This is a genomic window from Clostridium sardiniense (assembly GCF_019753795.1).
GTDB lineage: Bacteria > Bacillota > Clostridia > Clostridiales > Clostridiaceae > Clostridium > Clostridium sardiniense.
In genome coordinates this window covers 167,813-190,781 of the sequence record NZ_JAIKTU010000005.1, presented here as the reverse complement: position 1 = coordinate 190,781, position 22,969 = coordinate 167,813, and the positions used below count along the sequence as shown (strand labels likewise).

Genomic DNA, 22,969 nt, shown 5'->3' with positions numbered 1-22,969 from the left:
TTATATGATTAAAAATAAATAAATTATAAAATAAAAAAGTAAAAATATGGAAATAAATAAGTTCAGGTGATATAATTATTTATAAGAATTAAGTTATTAAAATTTGATATTAGAATAATTCTAAATTTGATTATAGATATTAGTAATTTAAAGATTGAAATCGATTGTAATATTAGTAGGAGGCATAGAGATGATTAAGTATTTTATGGAAGATTGGAATAAATGTAAGTCAGATGATACAACGTATAAAATAGATGAAGTAAAGAATTTATTAGAGGATGAAGAATCAAAAAGAGTATTAGAAACTCGTATTAAGGTATATGAGACTGGAGATACGTCTTTACTAGAAGATATTTCAACATATAATGAACAGTATTTTGATAAAGATATAATTAAACTATCAAATAATGAATTCTTTATTGATTTAGGGGCTTATACAGGAGATACTATAGAGAGTTTTATTGAGCAAGCTGATGGAAGCTATAAAAAGATTATTGCTTTTGAACCTGATCATGAAAATATGCTTTCTTTAAATAGTTATATATTAGAAAATGATATAAATAATGTAGTAACTTATAAATTAGCAAGTTGGAACAAAAAAGAGACTCTTAGATTTTATGAAGATGGATCCTTTATATCTCAAATTTATAGTAAAGGTAATTCAACAACTAATGCTAATAGTTTAGATAATGTATTATTTGATATTGCACCTGTAACATTTATTAAAATGGATGTGGAAGGAGCAGAATGTCAAACTATTGAAGGGGCAGAAAAAATAATAAAAAAGTACAAGCCTAAATTAGCTATTTGTGTCTATCATAGAGCACGTGATATATATGAAATTCCACTTCTTATAAAGAAGCTAGTGCCTGAATATAAATTATATTTAAGACATTATTCTGAATCAATTTTAGATACTGTTTTATATGCAACATTGGAATAGAATTTAACCAATAAAAGCATATTAATTAGACATAGAAAAGGGGGATAATATGAACTTCTTTATTGTATTAAATCTAATAGTAGGAGCGTTAGCTATATTCTTTGGATACAAAATAAAGTTTAAGAAAAGGTCAATCTTTATAAATGATTATAAAATCAAAAATATAATAGATGAGAAGTCCTATCTAAATTGGATTGGCTTAGTATTATTAGCTTTTGGGCTTTTAATTATTGTAATAGCACTAGTTACTTTTCTTAGTAAATCAGTGTTAATTGCAGCTATAATTGATACTATATTAATAGTAGCTCTAATAATTCTATTGATATATGGTGATAAGAAATATAGCAAATAAAGGCAGGTGAATAATTAAAATATTCACCTGTCTTTTATATTAATTAAAAATTGTATTCAATGTATTTGTATAACTTAAATTAGTTAATGTAAGTACATAATTAAAATTAATATTAGAAATATTATAAAAACTCACGTAAAAATATAAAAATTTATTTTAGTAAATTGTAATTACTGCATATATAATAATTGGAAGCTTCAATCTAATTAGATTATAAAATATATATGAAAAAAATTAATTTTAACTATAATAGGGGTATTTTTATACTATAAAATACCTTTAGATAAGTGCGCCAAAAAGGAGGCGGTAAAAATTCACATAGGGGGTCCGAATTTGACACAGGATGAGACGATCAAAAATCAGTACCAAAGAATACTAATGCTATATATACTAAAGAAAAATATATAAAAAAATATATACAAAAAAGATTTTGGAAAGATTTATTAGAATGAAAAGATAGGAGTATAAGTTTTCTATAAGATAAATAAACAAACTATATCAATAAGACATATTCAGTAATAGTATGGTATTAAAAGAATTTTTTTGGAGGATAGAGATGCCACAAAATCATGAAAAAAGCATTATTGATGTTAAAGATGGAAATGTAACTGATAAATTTTCTTTAGATAAAGTAATACTTACAGGTTTTAAAAAAGATGGTGATAGTAATTATGTCAGCAATATATCAATAACTGTTAACACAGAAGGAAATGGAGAGGTTATAAAAAAAGATGTTCCATATTCCGGATATAATATAAGCCTATTTCTTGGTGATTTAAATGGAGATGGAAAAGCAGAAATTATGATAAGAGGTATCCTTGAAAATGATATAGGGACATACTTCCTTGCTGTATACACTTACAAAAATAATTCCTTAGAAGAGATTTACAATCATAATATATTTAATACAATGTTTAAGTTTGATGCTAGATACTTAGATAATTATAGAGCAGAAGTAATATCACAAGATACAAAGGAAAGGTATATAGTTGATTTGTCATTAAGACCTAAAGTATACTTAAATCAAATTTATGATGAGAAGGGAAAAGTTAAAGAAAATGCAAGTATAAGAGTAGCAAATTTAAGAGGTGTAGATCCAATTGAATCTAATGTTAGAGATATATATAATTTGGTACTTGCTAAATCTATACTTGGAGTAGATGATAAGGATTTACTTGGAGTTATTGAAAGCAATGTTACATTAATAAATAATATTCCAAGAATTACGGAAGTATGGATACTAATACCAGGATCAAAAGAAGGTATGGTGCCAAGAGATGAAAAGGTAGATAAGGAAGAAATTCTTAATATACCACCTGAGGCTATAAACATACCACTAAATGAAATCTCTAATAGTAAAGTTATAAAGAGAGATTTTGATGGTGATGGAGAAGAGGAACTATTAATTGCATATACTTTAAAGGGTAAGCCCTATGTTGGACTAAATAAAGAATATGATGATGGAATATATTTTATAGATGGATTTGAAGGAAAGGGATATAGTATTAAGGATTTAGATGTAGTTGAAGTTAATAGGCAAAATTATATATTAGTTGGCTGGAGAGATGGTAATACAGAAAATAGTATGGATATATTATCACTTAAAGATGGAGAGATAAATAAGGCATTTAGATATAATTTACCACCTTATGAAAAGATGTTTTTAGAAGATATAAAAGGTGATGGCAGGAAAGAGTTAATTTTATGGACTAGAGATATTGATGAAGCTTATAATGTATCTATTTATGAGTTTTATAAGGATGGAATAAGGCAAACAAATAAATATGATGATATATATTTTGAAAAGGTAGCAGAATATTATGATGCTTTGCTAGATAAGGATGAAGATTCACCAATTTATTTATATCATTTAGCTATGGCACAGTATAGGACATATGATTATATTGGAGCAAATGATACAATAAGCAGAGCATCAAAATCAGAAACTAAGTATCCATCAAGTAGTGAGTTTAATAAGCTAAAATCAAAGATAAAGAAGTCATTTAGAAAATAATTAGAAAATATTTAAAGCATTACTTAGGTCAGTAATGCTTTTTATTTTAATTAGAGTATTAAGACTAGACTTAGATTTAAAGTACTATGCTATAAAGCTGAAGAGTGCTTAAATGAAATAGCAAAGGGTAGTTAAGTCATCTTTTTTATATAATCTTAATTTTATATCTATTTTAATCAGTCCTTTTTCATCAGTTAGTTTTAAATATTATAATTATTAATCAATAATGGTTAAGATTTTATCTAAGGATTTACGAGTCTTTTTAGATGGTTCTTTATTTGAACTATATCCAATGCTTATAATTAATCTAATTCTTTTTGAAAGGTGTATGTTTAAAAGTTCTTTTATTTTATCTTCATTAAACCATCCAAGAATACAAGTAGATAATCCAAGTTCGGTAGCAGCAAGGCATATATGAGATGTAGCTATACCTATATCAACTTGTGTATATTCTTGATTTTTTAGATTATTTACAATCTTAGTTTGAAGTCTAGGTTTTTCTTCTAAAATTACTATAAAGGCTGAAGCATTTTTACTAGATGCTTGAGTAAGCTTTACTAATTTTGATTTTATATCTGAATTAGTAACTAGATAAAATTGCCAAGGTTGACCATTACAAGCAGAAGGAGCTAAACGAGCAGCTTCAATACATTTTATAAGTTTTTCTTTTTCTATAGATTCTCCTGTATAGCGCCTGCAACTTTCACGTTTTTCTATTAATTCAAAGAAATTATTCATACCGTTACCTCCAAAAAATAATACAAAAAATAATAGATAGATTTTCATTAGAAAATTAATAATATTAAATAAAGTTAATATAATTTAAGACTAAATATTATATTGATAAGACTGTGTAAAAGAAACAGAATGTAGTAATATCAGATAGTGTAGTCATAATAAAACGTTTTTTAGAGCTTTTTAAAAATAAGTTCGTCATAATGATAGCTTGTATAAAATTTCATCATCAATAATTTTATTTGTATCTTTAAAATTAAGACTTTCATAAAGCTTTTGAGCAATCTTATTATCATGTTCAAAGGATAAATAAATTTCATCACAATCTTTAAATTTTTTCATTTCATTAATGATTTTTATAAGGGCTATCTTTCCGTACCCATTTCCTTGATATTTATGGTCTATCATAAGTCTACATATCTCATAAAATTTTTGATTATAGCAGTAACCATACATAGTAAAACCAATCATAGAGGTTTCATTATAGATAGCTTTTATAATCCAACCATCTTCAATTTTAGATTGTGCAATAGATAAAGCATTAGAAGCTACAAACTCCTCGCAAATAGAGTGGCTATTATCTTTGTTTGTAGTTAGAAAAATACATTCTTGCCAATTATCTTCATTAATATCTTTTAAATAAATATTCATAATAACTCCTAACATCTAATATTTTAAGGTTTCAGATCATAATTTTTAATAGATAGATTAAAGTGCTTATTTAAATTGTTTTTAAAACATCTATTATATCTACCATTACTTCCTTTAGATTAGTTTTTTGATCTTTGATATTAATTTCATCATCTAAATAAAAGTTTGAAAAACATTGATCTCTATATCTTGGAATAACGTGCATATGATAATGAGTTAAATCATTAAAAATACCACCATTTTGGCAAATAGTTATACCATCTGGATTGTAAGCTAACTTTATAGCTTTTGAAATTAGTATTGATGCATTCATAATTGCATTTGAAGTTTCAACATCAAATTCATTTAAATCAAAGAAATGATGTTTAGTTAATATTAATGTATGGCCTTTATTAAAAGGGCTGTGGTCTAAAATACAAATTACATACTCATCTTCGTAAACAACATAAACAGGTAATTGCTTATGTGATAGCTTACAACCTAGGCAGCTAGAAATTTTCATATATTTAAATCCTTCCAGACAAGAGAAAAAATTTATTTAAAATACCATATATTACTAAATTATATTATATATTAACTATAGAGTAAACAATGTATGATTCTGAATATATAATATTTATGGGAATATTGGATATGTTAATTTTAAATTACAATATAAATTTAAAATAGTAAGTCTTTAATATTCTTAACTTTACATTAGAACAGATATTCAGATTAGAAAGTGCAGCTAAAGGATCTATTGATTGGTATAACTCTAAATTTTGCTTTAAATATGATAGTAGATCCTATAGTTTCATTTATAGAATTTAATTATGCTGCAAAAAATAATGAGAGATTAGTTAAGGATATAAAACAAACTTTATTTGAAAATCTATAAGAGAAAATTACGGGAGGAATGGAAGATAGATAAAAATTTTATTTATTCAGAGATTTCTCTTATATAACTAATATCAACTATAGTGCTAGATTTAAACTAATTGAATTTATAATAAAGCTAATTCTGTAACTGCTTTAATATCAAATATATGGTAAAATAAATTCGAAAGTTAACTAATAATAGTATTTTATTGATTGTAAAATTATTTTAATTTATGGGGAGAGAAATGGTATGAGAATAGAAACAAATAATATAATAATTAGAGATTTTAAAAGGAAAGATGCAGAAAACCTTTATAGAATTGTTAGAGAGAAGGAGATTTTAAGATTTATGCCTGATTGGGCAGAAATCGGAGATTCACCACAATCATATTTTGGTTATATTGATTGGCATCAAGCACAAAAAAATTTAACTGATATTTATGAAAACAAAAGATATGTAATTGCATTAAATGATACAGATGAAATGATTGGAATGGTTGGTATGGGGATTGAAGATACCTTAAATGAAGTTGAAGTAGCTTATTTTATGTCAGAAAAATATCAAAAGAAAGGGTATACAAGAGAAGCGGTAAATGCATTAGTTAACTGGTGTTTTGATGTATCAGATATAAAGTATATTATTTTAACTATTGATTGTGCAAATATCCCTTCTTGTAATCTTGCAGAGAAATGTAGATTTGAATTATTTGAAAAAAGAATACCTATTGGACATAAACAACCGAACATGGAAAGTGATAGTTACTTCTACTATAGAAAATATAGAGATTTATAATAAATATAGTTAAATGAAGTTAGTACAAATAAAAAACTCAGCAATCAATTGCTGAGTTTTAATTTGTCTTATATTAAAGTTATTCTCTAATGTATATATACTGATTAAATTTTCTAGTTAATTCAAATATAATTCTGGATTTGATACTATATCTTGGACCTCATCATAAAATAATGAGCAATGATAGCCATCAGCAACTGAATGATGTACTTGAAGTGATAGTGGCATAAATACTTTTTCATTTTCATTATAATATTTACCCCAAGTAACCATTGGAAATAACATAGGCATATTAGTCTCATTATTAACGTTAAAGGATGAATAATTAATCCAAGGAATACATGAAACTAAGTAAAAATTCTTTTGAAAATTAGGAGAATATGTTGAGTCTTTTTTATACATATCCATATCATATAGCATATTGCTATAAAACTCATTGAAATTGCTACTATATAACGTAAATAATTCGTCCATAATTTTTGTTTTATCATTCAGCACAGAATAACATGGACTAATTTCATCATAATATCCTAGCTTACCTTCATCATTAATTGCCATTTTAAATTCTTTATGATTATTTAAGCACTTTGTGGTAATCCAAGTGAATACAGGATATAACTTTAAATTATTGTTTTTAATATATTTATATAAATTTGTTATTTCAATATTTACAGTTATACTATAAGTACATTTTGCATTATTAAAATAGTGCTCGAAACACTTTCTTCGTTCCCACTTTTCCATATCAATAATATTTAAATTCATTATTTTTTCCCTTTCATATAAAAATAATTGTTGATTCGCTATTTAATATAACTAATCATTAGTTTATATACTAATTATATAATATTTCAATGAAGTAAATAGATTCTTTTCAAATATTAGTAAAAAATTAGTGGATAAATCTCTGGAATGATTTATACATATATTAACATTGTTGTATAATTAATATGTTGATTAATATGCTATACAGAGTATTGAAAGGTTAGGATTTAAAGCACAGGCGTATATTTGCGAAAATGCATTAAATCTACGTTTGCTTGAAAGTGATTCCTATGATGCAATATTATTAATGGACTAATGTATCAGCAGAAACTTGTGAATATCCTCAATATAGAGATTCCACAGAATATTTGCACATAGTAGTTGAAAAAGAAAGATAGTTATAACGTCCATATTAACTGAAAAATAATTTTATTATATGTAATATTTAAAGCAATAAATTCATATAATAAAGTGAAAAACTATTTACTAGTAAAATTATTGAACAAACATAAAGAGCAGTTTTGGTTTTAATATTATTAAGACTAAGATTGCTTTTTATATTTAAACGAATATTGTATATGATTTATTAAAAATATAGTAATATAGTATCTTTAAATTTATACACAAATTTATGATATACTTAGTTTTAATAATAATTATTTGGATATAATAGTGGATAAGTTTAAAAAAAGGAGATTTATATGAAGATAGGATTAGTGCTATCAGGGGGAGGGGGCAAAGGTGCCTACGAACTTGGTGTATGGAAAGCATTAAAAGAATTAGGGTTAGACAAGTACATAGATGTTTTTGCAGGTACTTCAATAGGTGCATTTAACGCAGTTTTATTTGCTCAAGATGATATAAATGCTGCTGAAGCTTTATGGGATGAAGTTACTATGGATAAGCTTGTTCCTATAAGTAAATTTCAACTTCTAAAAAGAGGAATAGAACTTGCAATAGGATCACATCATTTAAACTTAGCTAAGAAATATATGGTTCAAAAGCTAGAAGAAGGTGGAGTTCCAAAAGATGGTGCAAGAGAAATAATAGAGGATTATTTAAATATAGGAAAAGTAAAGGAAAGAGGTAAGATATGCTACGCTGCATGTACGGAGTTACCTGATTTTACAGCAAAGTATTTTAGAATAAATGACTATGATGATATAACAGCTAAAGAGATGATAGTTGCATCTGCATCTCTTCCAATGATATATGATTGTACAGAAGTTTTAGGTGGCAAATATATTGATGGAGGTGTTGCAGATAATACTCCAATACAGCCTGTATATGGAGAAAATTGCGATATTATCATAGTTGTATTGTTATCAAAGGAGGAAAGAGTTGATAAGACTCTTTATCCAAATACTAAGATATTAGAATTAGTTCCTAGAAATTTAAATGAAAGTACTCTTAAGGGAACTCTTAATTTAGATATGGCAGCTAAGAGAATGAGAATAAAAGAAGGATATAATGATACTATAAGTCTTTTAGAACCAGCTATAATAATGGCAAAATTAATGCATGAAAGAGAAGAGCGAGAAAATCATCCAAAACTTTTTAGATTTTATAATTGGATAAAGGAAATTACTTAAAGAATAAATTAAAAGGATGTCTGAATGGGCATACTTTTAATTTATTATATTTTATTAATTATATAAAGACTATCTTTAAATTACTATTCACCTACATATTCTAAAATACTACTAGGTTATCAATTTAATATTTTAGATAATGGGGCTAATGTAGATTAAAAAATACTAAAAAATAATAATAAAATACTTTTTTATAATGAATATTCGTATAGTTGATATAACAGATAAATCATATAATAGACTAAAAAAGAGGAAAATAAATTTATAAAGTAGTATAATACATAATAACTAAAATAAGGCTATATAGTGGAGGATTAGTTAATGGCAGTATTTTTTTATGAAACAGATATAGGAACTATAGGGATAGAAGAAAAAAATGGGTTTATATCAAATGTTTATTTTGGGAAAGATGACATTGAAGATAATATAGAATTTAAAGAGACAAAGCTTCTAAAAGAAGCATCAATTCAGCTTAATAAATATATAAGTGGTGAACTTAAAGGATTTAACCTACCATTATCACCAAAAGGTACAGAATTTATGAATGAAGTATGGAATGGATTATGTGAAATTCCGTATGGGGAGGTACTTACATACAAAGAAATGGGAGATCAGATAGGTAGGCCAAAAGCAGCAAGAGCAATAGGGCTTGCTTGTAATAGAAATCCAATACCAATATTTATACCTTGTCATAGAATAGTTGGGAGTAATGGAAAGCTTACTGGATATTTAGGTGGAATTGATATAAAAGAAAAATTACTTAATATAGAGAAAAATAATAAATAAGTGATTATAATAAAAAAAGAAACTTAAAAAGGATTGTTTAATTGTAATGTTAAACAATCCTTTTTAGATATTAGGAAGAGTAGAAATTAGTTCTCTTCTAGCATTTACTCTAACAAGATAAGCAAGTATTGTTGGAATATAGCTCATTGCTATTCGTCTATAAGGATCTTGATGCTCAGGGTCTTGTTCAGATTTTTCCTCATATCTTTTAAATGCTGAGTAAGCAAATATAAAGTTAACCATTAAACCGAGGGTTTCTCCAACATTTACATAAGGAGTGGCATCAAGCCCAGAATCTATACCGTTAAGTGCACTAAGTACTATTTCTTTACCAATAAGAGAGGCTTTAAGATAATAAAGTGATGACATAACAGATAAACAAGTACCAAATAGTTCAATATTAACTATCTCTAAATCTATTCTAAGGAAATATTGTCTACGTTCTTCATCTTCAGGATTACCGCTTTCATCACCAAGATTTGCATTGAACGTATAAGGGCTAAAGAAATTATCCATATTAAAATTATTAATATCCATTTAACACCTCATAGAGTGTAATTTAAATAAGAATTTTACAATTATTATTTAAGTATAGTTTATATAAAAGCTTCATCATCAGTATTTGTTCTATCAATTTCAGCAAGTGCAATAACTCTTTCTTTATTTGCTATTACACTTAGAAAATATGCATTAGCCAATCTTTTATAAGGGTCAAGGGACTCATCGGAACCTTCTAAAGCCTTTTCATGTATTCTTCTTATAGCAACTATCCAAAGAATAATAAGTCCTTCTAAAATTAATTCTTCACCTATAAGAAGTAAATGTGTAGGTCTACCCCTACTACCAGGGGCTATTGGGATATTTGGATTAAGTATATTTTCTTTATCTTCATTAGCTGCAATTATAAAATAAGAATATCCTACAATTAAAAATATTGATCCAAGTATCTCAATATCCGCAAGTTCTAAGCCTAGATTTGCAAGATATTCTTCCAGTTCAGGTGGGAGTCTTGTACTTTCTTCTTCATTATTCATCAAAAAAACACCTCAATAGAAACAAGGTTTTAATTCAATATATGAGATGTAGATTTTATTGGTACTTATTATGATATTTATAGTAAAAAATGGAAATAGGATGTGGAATAATTAGACGATATAGATATTTAGAATAAATAAAAAATTAAATAAGAGGATGAATAAATCTCATCCTCTCATTTGTATTATTTAAATTTAAAATATATAGCTAAATGTTGGTTTTAAGGTACCATATTTCCAGCAGCTTTATAAATCTTATACCATTCTTGTCTAGTTAATGGTATATCGGATCCCTTGCAAGCATCTATAATACGACTTGGTTTAGTAGTACCTAAAATAACTTGAATATTAGCAGGATGACGTGTAATCCAAGCAGTAGCTATTGCTGTACTTGTAACTCCATATTTCTCAGCAAGTTCATTAATAGTTTGATTAAGCTCTGGGAATTTTTCCATATCACCAAGGAATACTCCATCAAAGAATCCATGTTGGAATGGTGACCAAGCTTGGATAGTTATATCCTTTAGACGACAATATTCTAGAACACTACCATCACGATCGAAGGATTGATTAATATCCATATTTACTGCAATACCTGAATCAACAATGTTAGTGTGTGCTGCTCCAAATTGTAATTGATTTATTATAAGTTTTTCATCAGTATACTTTTGTAATAATTCAATTTGAGCTGGATTATGGTTTGATACACCAAAGTGTTTAACCTTTCCACTTTCTTTAAGTTTTGAAAATGCTTCTGCAACTTCTTCAGGTTCAACTAAAGTATCAGGACGATGAAGAAGTAGAATATCTAAATAATCAGTTTTAAGTCTACTTAATATACCATCAACTGAATTTAATATATAATCCTTTGAAAGGTCATAATAGTTTCCTTTTGTATTAATACCACATTTACTTTGAAGAATCATTTTTTCTCTAATATCGGAATTCATTTTAATTGCAGTAGAGAACATTTCCTCACATTCTCCGCTACCATATATATCTGCATGGTCAAAGAAGTTAATTCCTTCATCCATAGCAGTACGTATTAATTTTTCAGCTCCATCTAAAGATAGCTCATTAATACGCATATTACCCATAATTATATTTGATGATTTTAATTCTGTATTTGAAATGTTTAAATATTTCATTTTAATACCCCTCCCATATCACATAGTCTAATTTAATAATAAACCTTAAAGTGAGCTTTAGGTCAAGTAAAAGTTTTCAAAGTTATAAAAAAGTAATAAAGTAAGCTTTGAAAAATATACTAATGAATAAAAAAAGAAAAGGTGATTCAAAGTTATGAATCACCTTTTTTATATTTCTCTCAGAACAATTTGTTGAATTGCCATTAATGGAGGCCACACGTCATCAGGAGGTAAAGTATACTGAACATATCCTGGACTAAGATTCTTAACCTTTAGCTCATAAGTCCTAAAATTGATAAGTAATAATGGATTACCAAGATTATCTTTTCCAATAACGCTACATAATATTCCTTCATCTTTATAATACTTTACTACTGCATCTAATAAATCATTCATGTTATAGTAAACATTAGTAAATTCTAATACTACTTTTCTATTAAACATAAAAATTCCCCCCTTTTATAAAATAATTTCATAAACTGATATAATTATATCTTTAATATTTGGAATCCTAATAAATAAATTGTAAATATTAAGGGAGACAATAAAAAGCACGATATAATAAAATTTGAGTTATATATAATATCTTATCATATTTTTTTAATAAAAGTACTCACTTGAAATAATTAACAAGAACATGACGTTTTTTAATTATTATATGTTATCATTACAAATTTGATTAATAGCAATAGATTGGGGAAGATAAATTTATATAAAATAAAAATCATATATAGAATTAAAAATATATGAAATACATAATGTATAAAATAAAAGCAATATGCAGAATTAGAACAATGCATATTACTTTTGTTTTTAATAATATAGTGTGATTTTTAAATACTATAACTTATATAAAGTTTTACCTTCCTTAATAGTTTCAAGAACTTTTATATCTTTAATTTTAATAGGATCAACTTTAAGGGGATTATTGTCTAAAATAATTAAATCAGCTAACTTACCTTCTTTAAGAGAGCCTTTTTTATCTTCTTCAGAGTATTGAAATGCAGCATTTATTGTTACAGCTTTTAGGGCATTAAGAGGGGATATCCTTTGGTCTTCTCCAATTATAACTCCATTTTTGCTTATTCTATTTACAGCACACCAAACAGTTTCAAGCATATTTGGCATAATAACTGGACTATCTTGATGGAATGTATATAAAACTCTATCTTCTAGAGCAGTTTTTGCAGGGCTTATATTAAAAGCCCTTTCTTCTCCAAAGTTTTTAATGTGGACATCTCCCCAGTAATAAGTATGTGCAATAAAGAAAGATGGTATCATATTAATGTCTTTAAGAGAGGTAATCTGATCTTTTCTTAATAATTGTGCATGAATCATAACTGGTTTAATTGCCTTAGAATTAGGATTTTCGCTTAAGACTGACTTAAATGAAGTTATAAGTTGATTTGCAGCAGCATCACCATTACAGTGAGAGAGTAATTGAACATTATAGTCTAAAGAAGTTTTAATAAAATCTTTAATTTCATTATCTTGATAAACTGGATAACCACAATAATCCTTATCTCCATTTAGATAAGGTTTTGTCATCCAAGCAGTTTTTCCTTGAGGAGAACCATCTAAGAAGATTTTAAATCCACCAATTTTAAATCTATTAACATAGTTTTTAACATATTGTTTATTATTATCAATTATATGTTTACAGTTTCTTAAATCAACATACCCAACTACATCTATATCTAGGTCTTCATTGTCAGATATATTTTTAAGTAAAGCAAATGATTCATCTTTAACAAGCCCATCTTGAGCGGTTGTAATACCATAGCTTAAATAAATGTTTTGAGTTTTTTTTAGTAATTTAATTAGATTATTTAAAGAGGGAGCTGGGATTTTAGATGATGCATTTACAAAGGCAGTTTCTTCTACATAACCATTAGGTTCATTTGATGTACCTACACGTCCAATCTTTCCACCTTCAGGATTTTTAGTATCTTTTGATATTCCTATTTCTTTAAGGGCGGTAGAGTTTAAAACACCCATATGGCCTGATATATGAGTTATAACTATAGGATTTGTAGTAGATACTTTATCTAATATTTCTTTAGTTGGGTTTATCTTTTCTTTTAGTGAATTATTATCATATCCAAATCCTATAATCCAATCGGTATCATTTAAATTATTTTCTTCCTTATAAGTCTTTAGTATAGTAACTAAATCTTCAAAGCTTTTTGCATTACTTAAATTTACTAAAGTAAGAGTGTTTGCAACAGCAGTTATATGACTGTGAGAATCAATAAATGATGGCATAAGTGTTTTGTTATTTAGATTTATTAATTCTGTATTATCACTTTTAAGTTTTAAAACCTCATCTTTTGTACCAACTTTTTTTATAAATCCATCCTTTATAAAAATAGCTTCAGCATATATATTATCTTCCATAGTTAATATATCACCATTATAAAAAATCTTTTCTACCATAAATAAACCTCCCTTAGTTTTTAAAGTATATAATAAATATACTATAAGATTAACTAATAAGGGAGGTTTTGGATGGTAAATATTTAAAATATTTGCAATTAAAGTAATAAGATATAAATATTATTGAATTTTGTATTAGCTATTATAAATTTCTTCTTTTAATGAAGAGCTGTTATAAATTTCCTCATCTAATGAATTCTCAGACTTTGCAACATATATAGCAGCTGCTGAATCACCAACAACATTAAGTGATGTTACAAGCATTTCAACTGGTCTATTAATTGCAAGGATAAGTGAGTATGCAAGAAGTGCAGCATCATTTTGATAGCCCATTCCAGTTAAAACTGTAAATAATATTATTGCACCAGCACCAGGGGCAGCAGGTGTTCCAATTGATGATATCAATGCAAGTATAGCGATTATTGTTAAGCTAGTTGGAGTTACTTCATATCCAGCACTTGAAGCTATAAAAGTTGCAGCAATTACTTGCATTATTGCAGTTCCGTTCATGTTTATAGTCATTCCAAGAGGTAGAGTAAATGAAGCTATATCTTTATCTACACCAAGTTCTTCAACTGTAGTTTTAGTGTTTAGTGGAAGTGTTGAAGCTGATGATGAAGTTGAAAATCCAAATAAAGCAACCTTTGCGATCTTTCTTACGAATATAAATGGATTAAGTCTTGATGATAAGAATATAAATAATGCATATCCAAATACTAAGAAAATTAAAAGTGCAACAGTTGTTGTACCCACATAAGCAAGCGCAGGTCTTAAATGATCAATACCGTATATTGCAAAAGTTCTTGTGATAAGTACAAATATTGCAATTGGACCAAACTTAGTTATTATAAATGTTAAGAATACTGTTATTATCTTATTTATTTCTTCTAATATTTTCTTTAAAATCTTAATTTCATCACCAAGTTTATTAACACAAAGTCCTGTAGAAACTGCTAAGAATACAACAGCTAGTATCTTACCATTTTCAGAGAATACTGATGTTATATTATTTGGCACAGCTTGTACTAAAACAAGCAATGGATTATTACCAGTATTACCAGCTTGAGCTGAGACTCCATTTATACTTACATTAAAGAATCCTAGATTATGAGCAGTAAGTGCAAAGACCCCTGCAAGGATTAAAGCAAATATAGAAGTTATTAAAAATGCCATTATAGTTTTGTATGATATACGTCCAAGCTTTTTAGTATCAGTTATATGACACATTGCAAGAGCTATTGAAGTAAATACCATAGGTACTATAACAAGTTGAAGTGAATTTACGAATAATTGACCAATTATATAGAATATACCTAAAGAATTTTTACCTTCAGGTGTTGTTATATCTTGAAATAGAATTTGATTTATCTTAGTCCATAAATCAGCATTAGAATTATTAATTAGATATTCTCTAAGAAGCATAAAGGCGCCACCTAGTAGTAGACCTAAGATAAGTGCAATTCCCATTTGAATTGCAAGTTTGTTTTGATTGTTTTTAAGTGATTTAATTTTCATAATGTCCTCCTAAGTAAATAATTTTTATAGGACACCATAAAAAAACCTTAACACCAATTAAGATGCTAAGGTAAAATACTATAGTATAATGACTATTATGTATATGCCTTATTAGCCTCTCTGGACTATCTTAAAGGTATCCCATGGTTATAAATATAATAACAATGAGAAGCTCTGTCAATATAAAATATCAAAAAATCAACATTAAATTATATGATTGCTAAAAATAACTAATTATAATTTGAAAATTATAATTATATTAAAAACAAAGTGGTCTTATACTGCTAATTACAGCTTGAGGGCATATCTCTTTAAACTTATCAAATAATTCTAATGAAGGGTCTATAACTTCTATTTCTTCATTATCATATTTAAAAGAGATATAATTACAATCAAAATCAAATCTGATATCTCCAGGAGATTCATTCATTGAATCATATTTATAATCTTCCATAAAATCTATAATTAATTGTCTGTTTTTATTTAACTTACAAAGTTCAAGAATATATTTTTCATCAATTATAAACTTATTTTCCACCTCAGCAACAAAATCGCTTAGTCTTTCTAGTGGACGTATTATTGTATTACCATTTTCATCAGCCACTTCGTATCCATCAAGGGTATCTTTTGCAAAGAAATTTTCAGTTCTACTCATAAGAACAGCTTCATGCTTACTATCAGTGTATTCAGTGTATTCAATCTTAATTTTTGAGGATTTCCAATTAAATAATTCTTCCACGCTCTTTTCTTTATCGTACATAAGTTTATCTAATTTTTTCTCTTCAAAATAAGGAACTCCTTTTTCAATGGATAATTTATATTCAGTAAGCTCTTTAATGAGTTCATCAATTTTTTTAATCTTAAGTTCTTTATTCAAAGTATATACCTCCTCATCCTATTTAACCATATTATAACATTAATTATAGAAAAATTCTCCGTGGTATATATTTACAAATTAGAAGATATAATATATACTATCATTAAACGATATATCATTTAATGATATAAGGAGGTAATATGGCTAGAAAGAAAGCATTAGAAGAGGATATACTAACAGATTCAACTTACTATATCTTATTAACTTTAGTAAGACCAATGCATGGATATGGGATAATGCAAGAGATTAAGGAGCTATCAAATAACAAGATAGATATAGGACCTGCAAGTCTATATACTATTTTAAAGAAACTACAAGATGGGGAATTAATAAAATTACTAGATGATAATGGAGATAGAAGAAAAACTTATATACTAACAGATAAGGGAAAAGAATTAATTAAAAAGGATATTGAAAGAAGAAGGCTTATGGTCTCCTATGGAGAAAAAGCTTTAAAAATTTTAGAAGGGTGAGTTTAATTATGAGAGAAAAGAAAAAGTATAAATATTTAATTAATGGGGGATATGCCTTTGATGAAGAAAAAATAACTAAAAAACTTAGTGATTTATCAAAGGAAGGGTGGATACTTGAAAGTGTAGGTCCACTTAGATACAAGTTAGTTAGAGGAGAGTGCAATGACTATATTTATTCAATGGACTATAATGAAAGCAAAGAAGATTTAGATGAGTATTTTGATATATTTAAAAGTGGTGGGTGGGAGCATGTAGATTCTACTGAAGGTTTCCATTTCTTTAGAGCAGATAGAGGAACTACACCAATATATACTGATAAAGAAAGCTACAAAAATAAGTATGAGGTAATTAGATCCAGGTGTAATAAGATGGGGATCATAAGTGGAGTAATAATGATATTTATAATTTTACTTGGATTATCATTTAAAGAAATTTTAAATGATAATAATTTATTATTTATATTATATCTAATCTCTATAGTAATGCTTATAGGAATTACGGTACCATCTGTGATGGTGAGCTTAGCATATTACTTTAGAAAAAGAAAAATACAAAAGGAAAATTAGTGTTTATATGAATTGAAATTTATATAAATAATAATTTATGTAAAATGTATATAAGATATCTTATATACATTTTTTTATAGTATAATAATGTAAAATAATTAAGGTTACTTAGGTGATAAAATGATAAATTTTGAGATGAAAAGTTATAATTTAGTCTTTAGAATTATAGTGATATTAGGTGTTATAGGTATTACTATTTATGATAGTGGAAATGGATTTGTTTTAAGTCTATATATTGTTGGATTTCTTATACTATCTCTTATGCAAGGATTAATTAGAAAAAAATATAAATATATATTTTTTATATTATTAATCATATGGAACTTGATTTTTTATTATCTAGGTATGGAGATAACAAGCACTTTAATAACTTTACTATTAATTGAAGTTTGTGCTTCAAAACTTGAATTATTAATTCCTATTATTATAATTTCTGCAACGTTTGTTTCAGCATTTCATAAAAAAGATTTTATACCATTTTATATTTATACTACAGTGCTAGGAATTTTCTTTATGAGAATATTTAGCGTATATGATAAAAAGGTTTCAAAATTAGAATATGATATGGATAAAAAGATAAAAGAAGGTCATGAATTAAAACAAAAAATTAAGAATGAAAATGAGTTCCACAAACAAAGCATTTACTCAGTAAAATTAGAAGAGAGAAATGAGATATCAAGAAGAATGCACGATAATGTGGGACATGTAATTGCAGCATCTCTTATGAGACTTGAAGCAGCTCAGATAATATTAGATACAGATATAGATAAAGGGCTAGAGATGATAAAAGAAACTACGGAAAACCTAAGAAAAGGAATGGATGATATAAGAGAGACTATTCATGAAATAACTCCAAGAAGTGAAGAGATTGGAATTAACAAGATAAAGCTTTTATTAGAAGAAAAGCTTAAAGGATCTAAGATTAAATATTCAGTAATGCACAGTGGTAATATAGATAAAGTGACTATAGTAGAATGGGCTGTTATATATGAAGGTATAAAGGAGTTATCAACTAATAGTATTAAGTATAGTGGCTGTGATAAGATAACGATAAACATAGAGATATTAGATAAATTACTAAAGATAACATTTAAAGATAATGGAGTAGGAAAAGAAAAGGTAATAAAAGGTTATGGTTTAACAAAACTGGAAGAGGAAGTTTTAAAGCAAAGAGGGAATTTAATAATAGATGGAAGTGATGGATTCACAGCTATTATGATATTTTATAAATAAAGGGGGAAAAAGATTTTGACTATAAGGCTAGTCATTGGAGAAGATGATGACTTAATAAGAGAAAGTTTAAAGATAATACTTGGAACAAATCAAAATATAGAAGTTTTAGATGCTTTTCCAAATGGACGTGAAGCTCTTGAATATGTAGTTAGAAATGATGTTGATATAGCACTTTTAGATGTTAGAATGCCAATTATGAATGGAGTTTTAGCAACTAAAGAGATAAATGAAAAAAGCAATACTAAAGTCATTATACTAACTACTTTTGATGAAGATGATTATATAAGAAGTGCAATATCTTATGGTGCAAAGGGATACTTACTTAAAAATACTCCACCAGATAAGATAATAAGTGCTATAGAGATGGTTTATGCTGGTAACTCAGTTATTCAGGAAGAAGTATTATCTAAGCTATCATCTAATTTAGACTATAAAGAAAAAGAAGAATTTGATATGACACAGTTTACTGAAAGAGAGATTGAGATTATAAAAGAAATATCAAAGGGTGCTAGTAATAAAGAGATTAGTAGCAGTCTATTTATATCAGAAGGTACTGTTAAAAACTATATAACATCAATACTTCAAAAGACAGGCCTTTCTCATAGAACTCAAATAGCAATTAAATATTTAAAATCAATATGACAAAAGTCATATGAAAGATATGACCTTCTCTAGATTCAAAGAGGAGGTCTTTTTTATATAATTAGATTATAAAGATTTAAATGATTATTTTAGAGGAGAGATTTTAAATGTATGCTATAGAAATTAAGGATCTAGTAAAGAAGTATGGGGACTTTTTAGCAGTAGATAATATATCACTTAAAATTGAAAAGGGAAGAATATATGGATTACTTGGACCAAATGGTGCTGGAAAGAGCACAGCTATAAACATTATATGTGGTCTTATAAGAGGAACATCAGGGAATATCATTATGAATGGCGTTGATATTACAAAGAGCATGAAGGGTCAGAACAAAAAGATAGGACTAGTTCCACAAGAAGTTGCACTTTACTGGGACTTTACAGCAGAAGAGAATTTAAAGTTCTTTGGAGAGATATATGGGCTTAAAGGATCAGTCCTTAAAGAAAGAGTAGAGGAAGCATTAGAATTTACAGGACTTATGGATGTAAGAAAAAAACTTGCAAAAGAGTTTTCAGGGGGAATGCTTAGAAGACTTAATATAGCCTGTGCTCTTGTCCATAGACCGGAGATAATTATAATGGATGAGCCAACTGTTGGAATAGATCCACAATCAAGAAATCATATATTACAATCTGTAAAAAAGCTTAATGAAAAAGGTGTAACTATAATTTACACAACTCACTATATGGAAGAAGTTGAAACACTATGTGAAGAGATAGCAATAATAGACCATGGGAAAGTTATTGTACAAGGTACAAAAGAAGAACTTAAGAATATAGTAAGTGACACGAGAAACTTACATCTATTAGTTGACAACGGAGCAATTATAGAAATAAATGAACTTAAAAAGGTTAAAGGAGTTCAGGAGGTATTAATAAACGAAAATGAAATAAAGATTGCATCAAGTAAGGAAGTTAATAATTTAAGTAATATAATTGATAAAGTTAATGAACTTGGAGTAAATATATTTGATATTGGATATAAAGAGATAACTCTAGAAACTGTATTCTTAACTCTTACAGGAAGAAGTCTAAGAGATTAGATAAAGAAATATTATAATAAATTAAGGAGGATTAATTTAATTATGAAAGCATGTATTAAAGGTACAATACTTTTAGTTCTTAGAAGTCCAAAGTATTTTATATTTTCAATGCTTTTTCCAATATTTCTAACAGTTTTAATTGGAGGAGTTCTTGGGAAGTATTTTAATGTAAGTAGTACTATGGTAGAAAAGAATGTATATTATATAAATAATATTGGTGATACAGGAAAAGAAATTATAGATAATTTAACTAAGGCTTCAGAGAGTGGAGGTCCGAAGCTTACATTCGATACAATATCATCATCAGATGAAGGTAAAGAGAAAGTGCGTAAAGAGGAAGATATTTTTATAGAGTTGAATAAAGATAAGATTAATGTATTTATACAAAGTGGAAATGACTTTTATTATTCATATATAAACTCTTTGATTAGTGGAATAACTAGCAGAGGTGAAGCTATAAAGCTTATGTATAGTATAAATCCAATAGAGACAGGTAATATACTTAAGGCGGATAATGGAGATAATTCTAAAGATTCAAGTATAGATGTAAAATTATTTGATAGCGAACAAGCACCTACTTCTTTTGATTATTATGCAATTGCAGAACTTACAATGATGTTACTTTATTTAATGTTATTCCCTATGGGTAGATACTTTGAAGATAAGAGAACTGGTATTAGAGAGAGGATGAAGATGCTTGGAATATCAGATTTTAATTATTATTTTGGGTCAACAATTGGATATTTTATAATTTCCTTTGGAACAACACTTCCAAGTTTCCTATTCTCAAGTCTAGTTTTAAAGACGAATTGGGGAAGCAATCCACTTCTTTGTTATGCAGGAATACAGGTATTTGCACTTGCAAGTATAAGTATTGGTACAGTTGTAGCTAGTTTCTTTAATGATGAAGAAAAGGTAGAGGGGGTATTACAGGGAGTAGTATTTCCAGTATTCTCATTCCTTGGGGGTGCATATTTAGCTCTTCCTGATAATGTAGGTGGAATATTCCAAATAATAACTAATATTTCTCCAATTAGATGGCTTAATAGAGGAATAATGCAAAGCATATTTAATAATAGCAATAAACTTCTCATATCATCTTGTGCTGTTGCATTACTAGTTACAGCTATAATGGCAGCTATTATGGTTGTAAGCGGAAGAAGGAAGGAGTGGAGAATATGAGAAATATCCTAGTAATGCTAAAAAATAATTTAAGAATGATGATATTAAAAAAACCACTCTATTTTATAGCAAGTATACTGGCTCCAGTTGTAATAATTTTAATAGTAGGTTCTTTAATAACAAGTGGATCATCAAATATATCAATTGGTGTAGCTAATTTAGATAAGAGTAAGTATTCAGAATTGATACTAAAAAATATAGAAGATCAAAGTAATTTTACTACATTATCTATGAGTAAAGAGGATATAGAGGATAAGATAAAAGATAAAAGTATAGAATGTGGAATAATAATACAAAAAGGATTTCAAGATAAAATAGTTAATGGAGACTCTAAAAATCAGATTGAGATTATAGGTAAAGACGGAGATTCAATATATAAATCTATAGAATCTATGATATCAATTAATTTGAAAAATTTAGAGGACTTAGGAAAGATAAGTAATGGGGATAGTAGTATTTATAATAATCTTTTAAATAAGTATGAAAGCAATAAAGTTACTATAGAGAGAGGATCTTTAAGAACTAGTAGCAAAGACTATGAGACTAATACATCATTATTTGTAGGATTTTTAATAATGTTTATGTTCTTTAGATCAGTACTTGGGGCAGGACGTATATTAGAAGATAAGAAAACTAAAGTATATACTAGAATATTTGCAGCGCCCATAAAGGTTTACCAGTATTACCTAGGCAATATTTTGGCTAGCATATTAGCTATAAATATACAAGCAATACTATCTTTAGTTGCAATAAGATATTTAATGGATATAGATATTGGTATGAGTTATATACAAATATTTTTTATACTTTTCCTAGTTAGTATATTGGCAGTAGCTGTAGGAACATTCTGTATAGCAATAACTAGAAGTTCACAAGAGGCTAGTATAATTAGTAATATCTTAATTATGACACTTTTAATGCTTGGAGGGTGTTTTGTTCCAGTACAAGTATTCCCAAATGCATTAGATAAGCTATCAAAATTACTTCCAACAAGATGGGCAATGGATATGGTATCATCCCTTCAAGATGGAATACCTATGGCATCTTTATATAAAAATATTGTAATAATTGTATTATACTCAGCAGTATTTTTCTTAGCGGCAGCTTATATAACTAAGCGTAAAGATAAAAAAGTAAATATAGCTTAGTATTGTATATGGGAAAATCTATGCTTTTCTATTTGCGGAGAGATGTAATAATTACAATATGACCATTACAGATTTAGTTTCTATAATTAAAAGTATGGACAGGAAATATAAAATCTCAAAGAACCTAAATAATGAATTTAATTTATGTAGAAAAGAAGGCTTTAATAATGGTAATGACAGTAA

The 22,969-nt window shown here is 27.1% G+C and carries 25 protein-coding genes; 14 read left to right on the top strand and 11 right to left on the bottom strand.

Translation table 11 applies throughout. The features are described from left to right. Window positions 1-190 precede the first annotated feature (190 nt). The 3 genes from K5V21_RS07630 (at window position 191) to K5V21_RS07620 (ending at window position 3,309) form a co-directional block, all read left to right on the top strand. Window positions 191-943 (top strand): FkbM family methyltransferase, encoded by a 753-nt coding sequence (locus K5V21_RS07630; protein WP_221860512.1) that lies wholly within the window; start codon window positions 191-193, stop codon window positions 941-943. Between the two features lie 49 nt (window positions 944-992). After that, on the top strand, window positions 993-1,295 hold the full coding sequence (locus K5V21_RS07625; RefSeq protein ID WP_221860510.1) for a DUF3784 domain-containing protein: 303 nt from the start codon (window positions 993-995) through the stop codon (window positions 1,293-1,295). A gap of 556 nt (window positions 1,296-1,851) precedes the next feature. Further along, window positions 1,852-3,309 carry a hypothetical protein gene (locus K5V21_RS07620; protein ID WP_221860508.1) on the top strand — a complete coding sequence of 486 codons (1,458 nt, stop codon included), beginning with the start codon at window positions 1,852-1,854 and terminating at the stop codon, window positions 3,307-3,309. 216 nt (window positions 3,310-3,525) lie between these two features. Here K5V21_RS07620 and K5V21_RS07615 read toward each other — a convergent pair whose 3' ends face one another. The 3 genes from K5V21_RS07615 to K5V21_RS07605 form a co-directional block, all read right to left on the bottom strand. Next, window positions 3,526-4,047 carry a nitroreductase family protein gene (locus K5V21_RS07615; protein ID WP_221860505.1) on the bottom strand — a complete coding sequence of 174 codons (522 nt, stop codon included), beginning with the start codon at window positions 4,045-4,047 and terminating at the stop codon, window positions 3,526-3,528. 195 nt (window positions 4,048-4,242) lie between these two features. Further along, a complete protein-coding gene (locus K5V21_RS07610) occupies window positions 4,243-4,695 on the bottom strand; it encodes a GNAT family N-acetyltransferase (protein ID WP_221860503.1) in 453 nt (150 codons plus the stop codon). A 70-nt stretch (window positions 4,696-4,765) separates the two neighbouring features. Then, window positions 4,766-5,197, bottom strand: a complete 432-nt coding sequence (locus K5V21_RS07605) for an HIT family protein (protein ID WP_221860501.1) — start codon at window positions 5,195-5,197, stop codon at window positions 4,766-4,768. A gap of 237 nt (window positions 5,198-5,434) precedes the next feature. On the opposite strand from K5V21_RS07605, the gene K5V21_RS07600 reads away from it, so the two are divergent. Together K5V21_RS07600 and K5V21_RS07595 are read left to right on the top strand one after the other, a co-directional pair. After that, a complete protein-coding gene (locus K5V21_RS07600; RefSeq protein ID WP_221860499.1) occupies window positions 5,435-5,572 on the top strand; it encodes a hypothetical protein in 138 nt (45 codons plus the stop codon). A gap of 231 nt (window positions 5,573-5,803) precedes the next feature. After that, window positions 5,804-6,346: a GNAT family N-acetyltransferase gene (locus tag K5V21_RS07595; RefSeq protein ID WP_221860497.1), complete on the top strand. Its 543-nt coding sequence runs from the start codon at window positions 5,804-5,806 to the stop codon at window positions 6,344-6,346. Window positions 6,347-6,463: 117 nt separating this feature from the next. Here K5V21_RS07595 and K5V21_RS07590 read toward each other — a convergent pair whose 3' ends face one another. Beyond that, complete coding sequence (locus K5V21_RS07590) at window positions 6,464-7,111, bottom strand: chloramphenicol acetyltransferase (RefSeq protein ID WP_221860495.1); 648 nt, start codon at window positions 7,109-7,111, stop codon at window positions 6,464-6,466. A 701-nt stretch (window positions 7,112-7,812) separates the two neighbouring features. Here K5V21_RS07590 and K5V21_RS07585 point away from each other — a divergent pair. Further along, a complete protein-coding gene (locus K5V21_RS07585; protein ID WP_204595058.1) occupies window positions 7,813-8,703 on the top strand; it encodes a patatin-like phospholipase family protein in 891 nt (296 codons plus the stop codon). A gap of 321 nt (window positions 8,704-9,024) precedes the next feature. Continuing rightward, entirely contained in the window at window positions 9,025-9,489 is a 465-nt protein-coding gene (locus K5V21_RS07580) for a methylated-DNA--[protein]-cysteine S-methyltransferase (protein ID WP_221860492.1), read from the top strand. A gap of 63 nt (window positions 9,490-9,552) precedes the next feature. Here the strand turns inward: K5V21_RS07580 and K5V21_RS07575 are convergent, their stop codons facing one another. From K5V21_RS07575 to K5V21_RS07545, 7 genes are all read right to left on the bottom strand, one after another. Continuing rightward, window positions 9,553-10,026, bottom strand: a complete 474-nt coding sequence (locus K5V21_RS07575; RefSeq protein WP_221860490.1) for a hypothetical protein — start codon at window positions 10,024-10,026, stop codon at window positions 9,553-9,555. A gap of 59 nt (window positions 10,027-10,085) precedes the next feature. Then, entirely contained in the window at window positions 10,086-10,526 is a 441-nt protein-coding gene (locus K5V21_RS07570) for a hypothetical protein (protein ID WP_221860488.1), read from the bottom strand. Between the two features lie 218 nt (window positions 10,527-10,744). Then, a complete protein-coding gene (locus tag K5V21_RS07565) occupies window positions 10,745-11,671 on the bottom strand; it encodes an aldo/keto reductase (protein ID WP_221860486.1) in 927 nt (308 codons plus the stop codon). Between the two features lie 168 nt (window positions 11,672-11,839). Further along, window positions 11,840-12,115, bottom strand: coding sequence for a hypothetical protein (locus tag K5V21_RS07560; RefSeq protein WP_204595063.1), 276 nt, complete (start codon window positions 12,113-12,115; stop codon window positions 11,840-11,842). A 396-nt stretch (window positions 12,116-12,511) separates the two neighbouring features. Further along, a complete protein-coding gene (locus K5V21_RS07555) occupies window positions 12,512-14,107 on the bottom strand; it encodes an amidohydrolase (protein ID WP_221860484.1) in 1,596 nt (531 codons plus the stop codon). Between the two features lie 135 nt (window positions 14,108-14,242). After that, window positions 14,243-15,622 carry a dicarboxylate/amino acid:cation symporter gene (locus K5V21_RS07550; RefSeq protein ID WP_245000676.1) on the bottom strand — a complete coding sequence of 460 codons (1,380 nt, stop codon included), beginning with the start codon at window positions 15,620-15,622 and terminating at the stop codon, window positions 14,243-14,245. Between the two features lie 259 nt (window positions 15,623-15,881). Further along, window positions 15,882-16,499 carry a hypothetical protein gene (locus K5V21_RS07545; RefSeq protein WP_221860481.1) on the bottom strand — a complete coding sequence of 206 codons (618 nt, stop codon included), beginning with the start codon at window positions 16,497-16,499 and terminating at the stop codon, window positions 15,882-15,884. 140 nt (window positions 16,500-16,639) lie between these two features. Here K5V21_RS07545 and K5V21_RS07540 point away from each other — a divergent pair, with 140 nt between their 5' ends. The 7 genes from K5V21_RS07540 (at window position 16,640) to K5V21_RS07510 (ending at window position 22,786) form a co-directional block, all read left to right on the top strand. Continuing rightward, window positions 16,640-16,972, top strand: coding sequence for a PadR family transcriptional regulator (locus K5V21_RS07540; RefSeq protein ID WP_221860479.1), 333 nt, complete (start codon window positions 16,640-16,642; stop codon window positions 16,970-16,972). A gap of 8 nt (window positions 16,973-16,980) precedes the next feature. After that, complete coding sequence (locus tag K5V21_RS07535) at window positions 16,981-17,538, top strand: DUF2812 domain-containing protein (protein ID WP_221860477.1); 558 nt, start codon at window positions 16,981-16,983, stop codon at window positions 17,536-17,538. Between the two features lie 120 nt (window positions 17,539-17,658). After that, the gene (locus tag K5V21_RS07530; RefSeq protein WP_221860475.1) at window positions 17,659-18,771 is read left to right on the top strand and encodes a sensor histidine kinase; all 1,113 of its coding nucleotides are present in this window, start codon (window positions 17,659-17,661) and stop codon (window positions 18,769-18,771) included. A gap of 15 nt (window positions 18,772-18,786) precedes the next feature. Further along, window positions 18,787-19,413, top strand: coding sequence for a response regulator transcription factor (locus K5V21_RS07525; protein ID WP_221860473.1), 627 nt, complete (start codon window positions 18,787-18,789; stop codon window positions 19,411-19,413). A 107-nt stretch (window positions 19,414-19,520) separates the two neighbouring features. Further along, window positions 19,521-20,456: an ABC transporter ATP-binding protein gene (locus tag K5V21_RS07520; protein ID WP_221860470.1), complete on the top strand. Its 936-nt coding sequence runs from the start codon at window positions 19,521-19,523 to the stop codon at window positions 20,454-20,456. Between the two features lie 42 nt (window positions 20,457-20,498). Continuing rightward, entirely contained in the window at window positions 20,499-21,638 is a 1,140-nt protein-coding gene (locus K5V21_RS07515; protein WP_221860468.1) for an ABC transporter permease, read from the top strand. Next, entirely contained in the window at window positions 21,635-22,786 is a 1,152-nt protein-coding gene (locus tag K5V21_RS07510; protein WP_221860466.1) for an ABC transporter permease, read from the top strand. The genes K5V21_RS07515 and K5V21_RS07510 overlap by 4 nt, the downstream gene beginning before the upstream one ends. Window positions 22,787-22,969 lie beyond the last annotated feature (183 nt).

Excerpts from the sequence above, each read along its gene's own strand:
- K5V21_RS07630 (WP_221860512.1), top strand. The coding sequence starts at position 191 with ATGATTAAGTATTTTATGGAAGATTGGAATAAATGTAAGTCAGATGAT.
- K5V21_RS07625 (WP_221860510.1), top strand. The coding sequence starts at position 993 with ATGAACTTCTTTATTGTATTAAATCTAATAGTAGGAGCGTTAGCTATA.
- K5V21_RS07620 (WP_221860508.1), top strand. The coding sequence starts at position 1,852 with ATGCCACAAAATCATGAAAAAAGCATTATTGATGTTAAAGATGGAAAT.
- K5V21_RS07615 (WP_221860505.1), bottom strand. The coding sequence starts at position 4,047 with ATGAATAATTTCTTTGAATTAATAGAAAAACGTGAAAGTTGCAGGCGC.
- K5V21_RS07610 (WP_221860503.1), bottom strand. The coding sequence starts at position 4,695 with ATGAATATTTATTTAAAAGATATTAATGAAGATAATTGGCAAGAATGT.
- K5V21_RS07605 (WP_221860501.1), bottom strand. The coding sequence starts at position 5,197 with ATGAAAATTTCTAGCTGCCTAGGTTGTAAGCTATCACATAAGCAATTA.
- K5V21_RS07595 (WP_221860497.1), top strand. The coding sequence starts at position 5,804 with ATGAGAATAGAAACAAATAATATAATAATTAGAGATTTTAAAAGGAAA.
- K5V21_RS07590 (WP_221860495.1), bottom strand. The coding sequence starts at position 7,111 with ATGAATTTAAATATTATTGATATGGAAAAGTGGGAACGAAGAAAGTGT.
- K5V21_RS07585 (WP_204595058.1), top strand. The coding sequence starts at position 7,813 with ATGAAGATAGGATTAGTGCTATCAGGGGGAGGGGGCAAAGGTGCCTAC.
- K5V21_RS07580 (WP_221860492.1), top strand. The coding sequence starts at position 9,025 with ATGGCAGTATTTTTTTATGAAACAGATATAGGAACTATAGGGATAGAA.
- K5V21_RS07575 (WP_221860490.1), bottom strand. The coding sequence starts at position 10,026 with ATGGATATTAATAATTTTAATATGGATAATTTCTTTAGCCCTTATACG.
- K5V21_RS07565 (WP_221860486.1), bottom strand. The coding sequence starts at position 11,671 with ATGAAATATTTAAACATTTCAAATACAGAATTAAAATCATCAAATATA.
- K5V21_RS07560 (WP_204595063.1), bottom strand. The coding sequence starts at position 12,115 with ATGTTTAATAGAAAAGTAGTATTAGAATTTACTAATGTTTACTATAAC.
- K5V21_RS07555 (WP_221860484.1), bottom strand. The coding sequence starts at position 14,107 with ATGGTAGAAAAGATTTTTTATAATGGTGATATATTAACTATGGAAGAT.
- K5V21_RS07550 (WP_245000676.1), bottom strand. The coding sequence starts at position 15,622 with ATGAAAATTAAATCACTTAAAAACAATCAAAACAAACTTGCAATTCAA.
- K5V21_RS07540 (WP_221860479.1), top strand. The coding sequence starts at position 16,640 with ATGGCTAGAAAGAAAGCATTAGAAGAGGATATACTAACAGATTCAACT.
- K5V21_RS07535 (WP_221860477.1), top strand. The coding sequence starts at position 16,981 with ATGAGAGAAAAGAAAAAGTATAAATATTTAATTAATGGGGGATATGCC.
- K5V21_RS07530 (WP_221860475.1), top strand. The coding sequence starts at position 17,659 with ATGATAAATTTTGAGATGAAAAGTTATAATTTAGTCTTTAGAATTATA.
- K5V21_RS07520 (WP_221860470.1), top strand. The coding sequence starts at position 19,521 with ATGTATGCTATAGAAATTAAGGATCTAGTAAAGAAGTATGGGGACTTT.
- K5V21_RS07515 (WP_221860468.1), top strand. The coding sequence starts at position 20,499 with ATGAAAGCATGTATTAAAGGTACAATACTTTTAGTTCTTAGAAGTCCA.
- K5V21_RS07510 (WP_221860466.1), top strand. The coding sequence starts at position 21,635 with ATGAGAAATATCCTAGTAATGCTAAAAAATAATTTAAGAATGATGATA.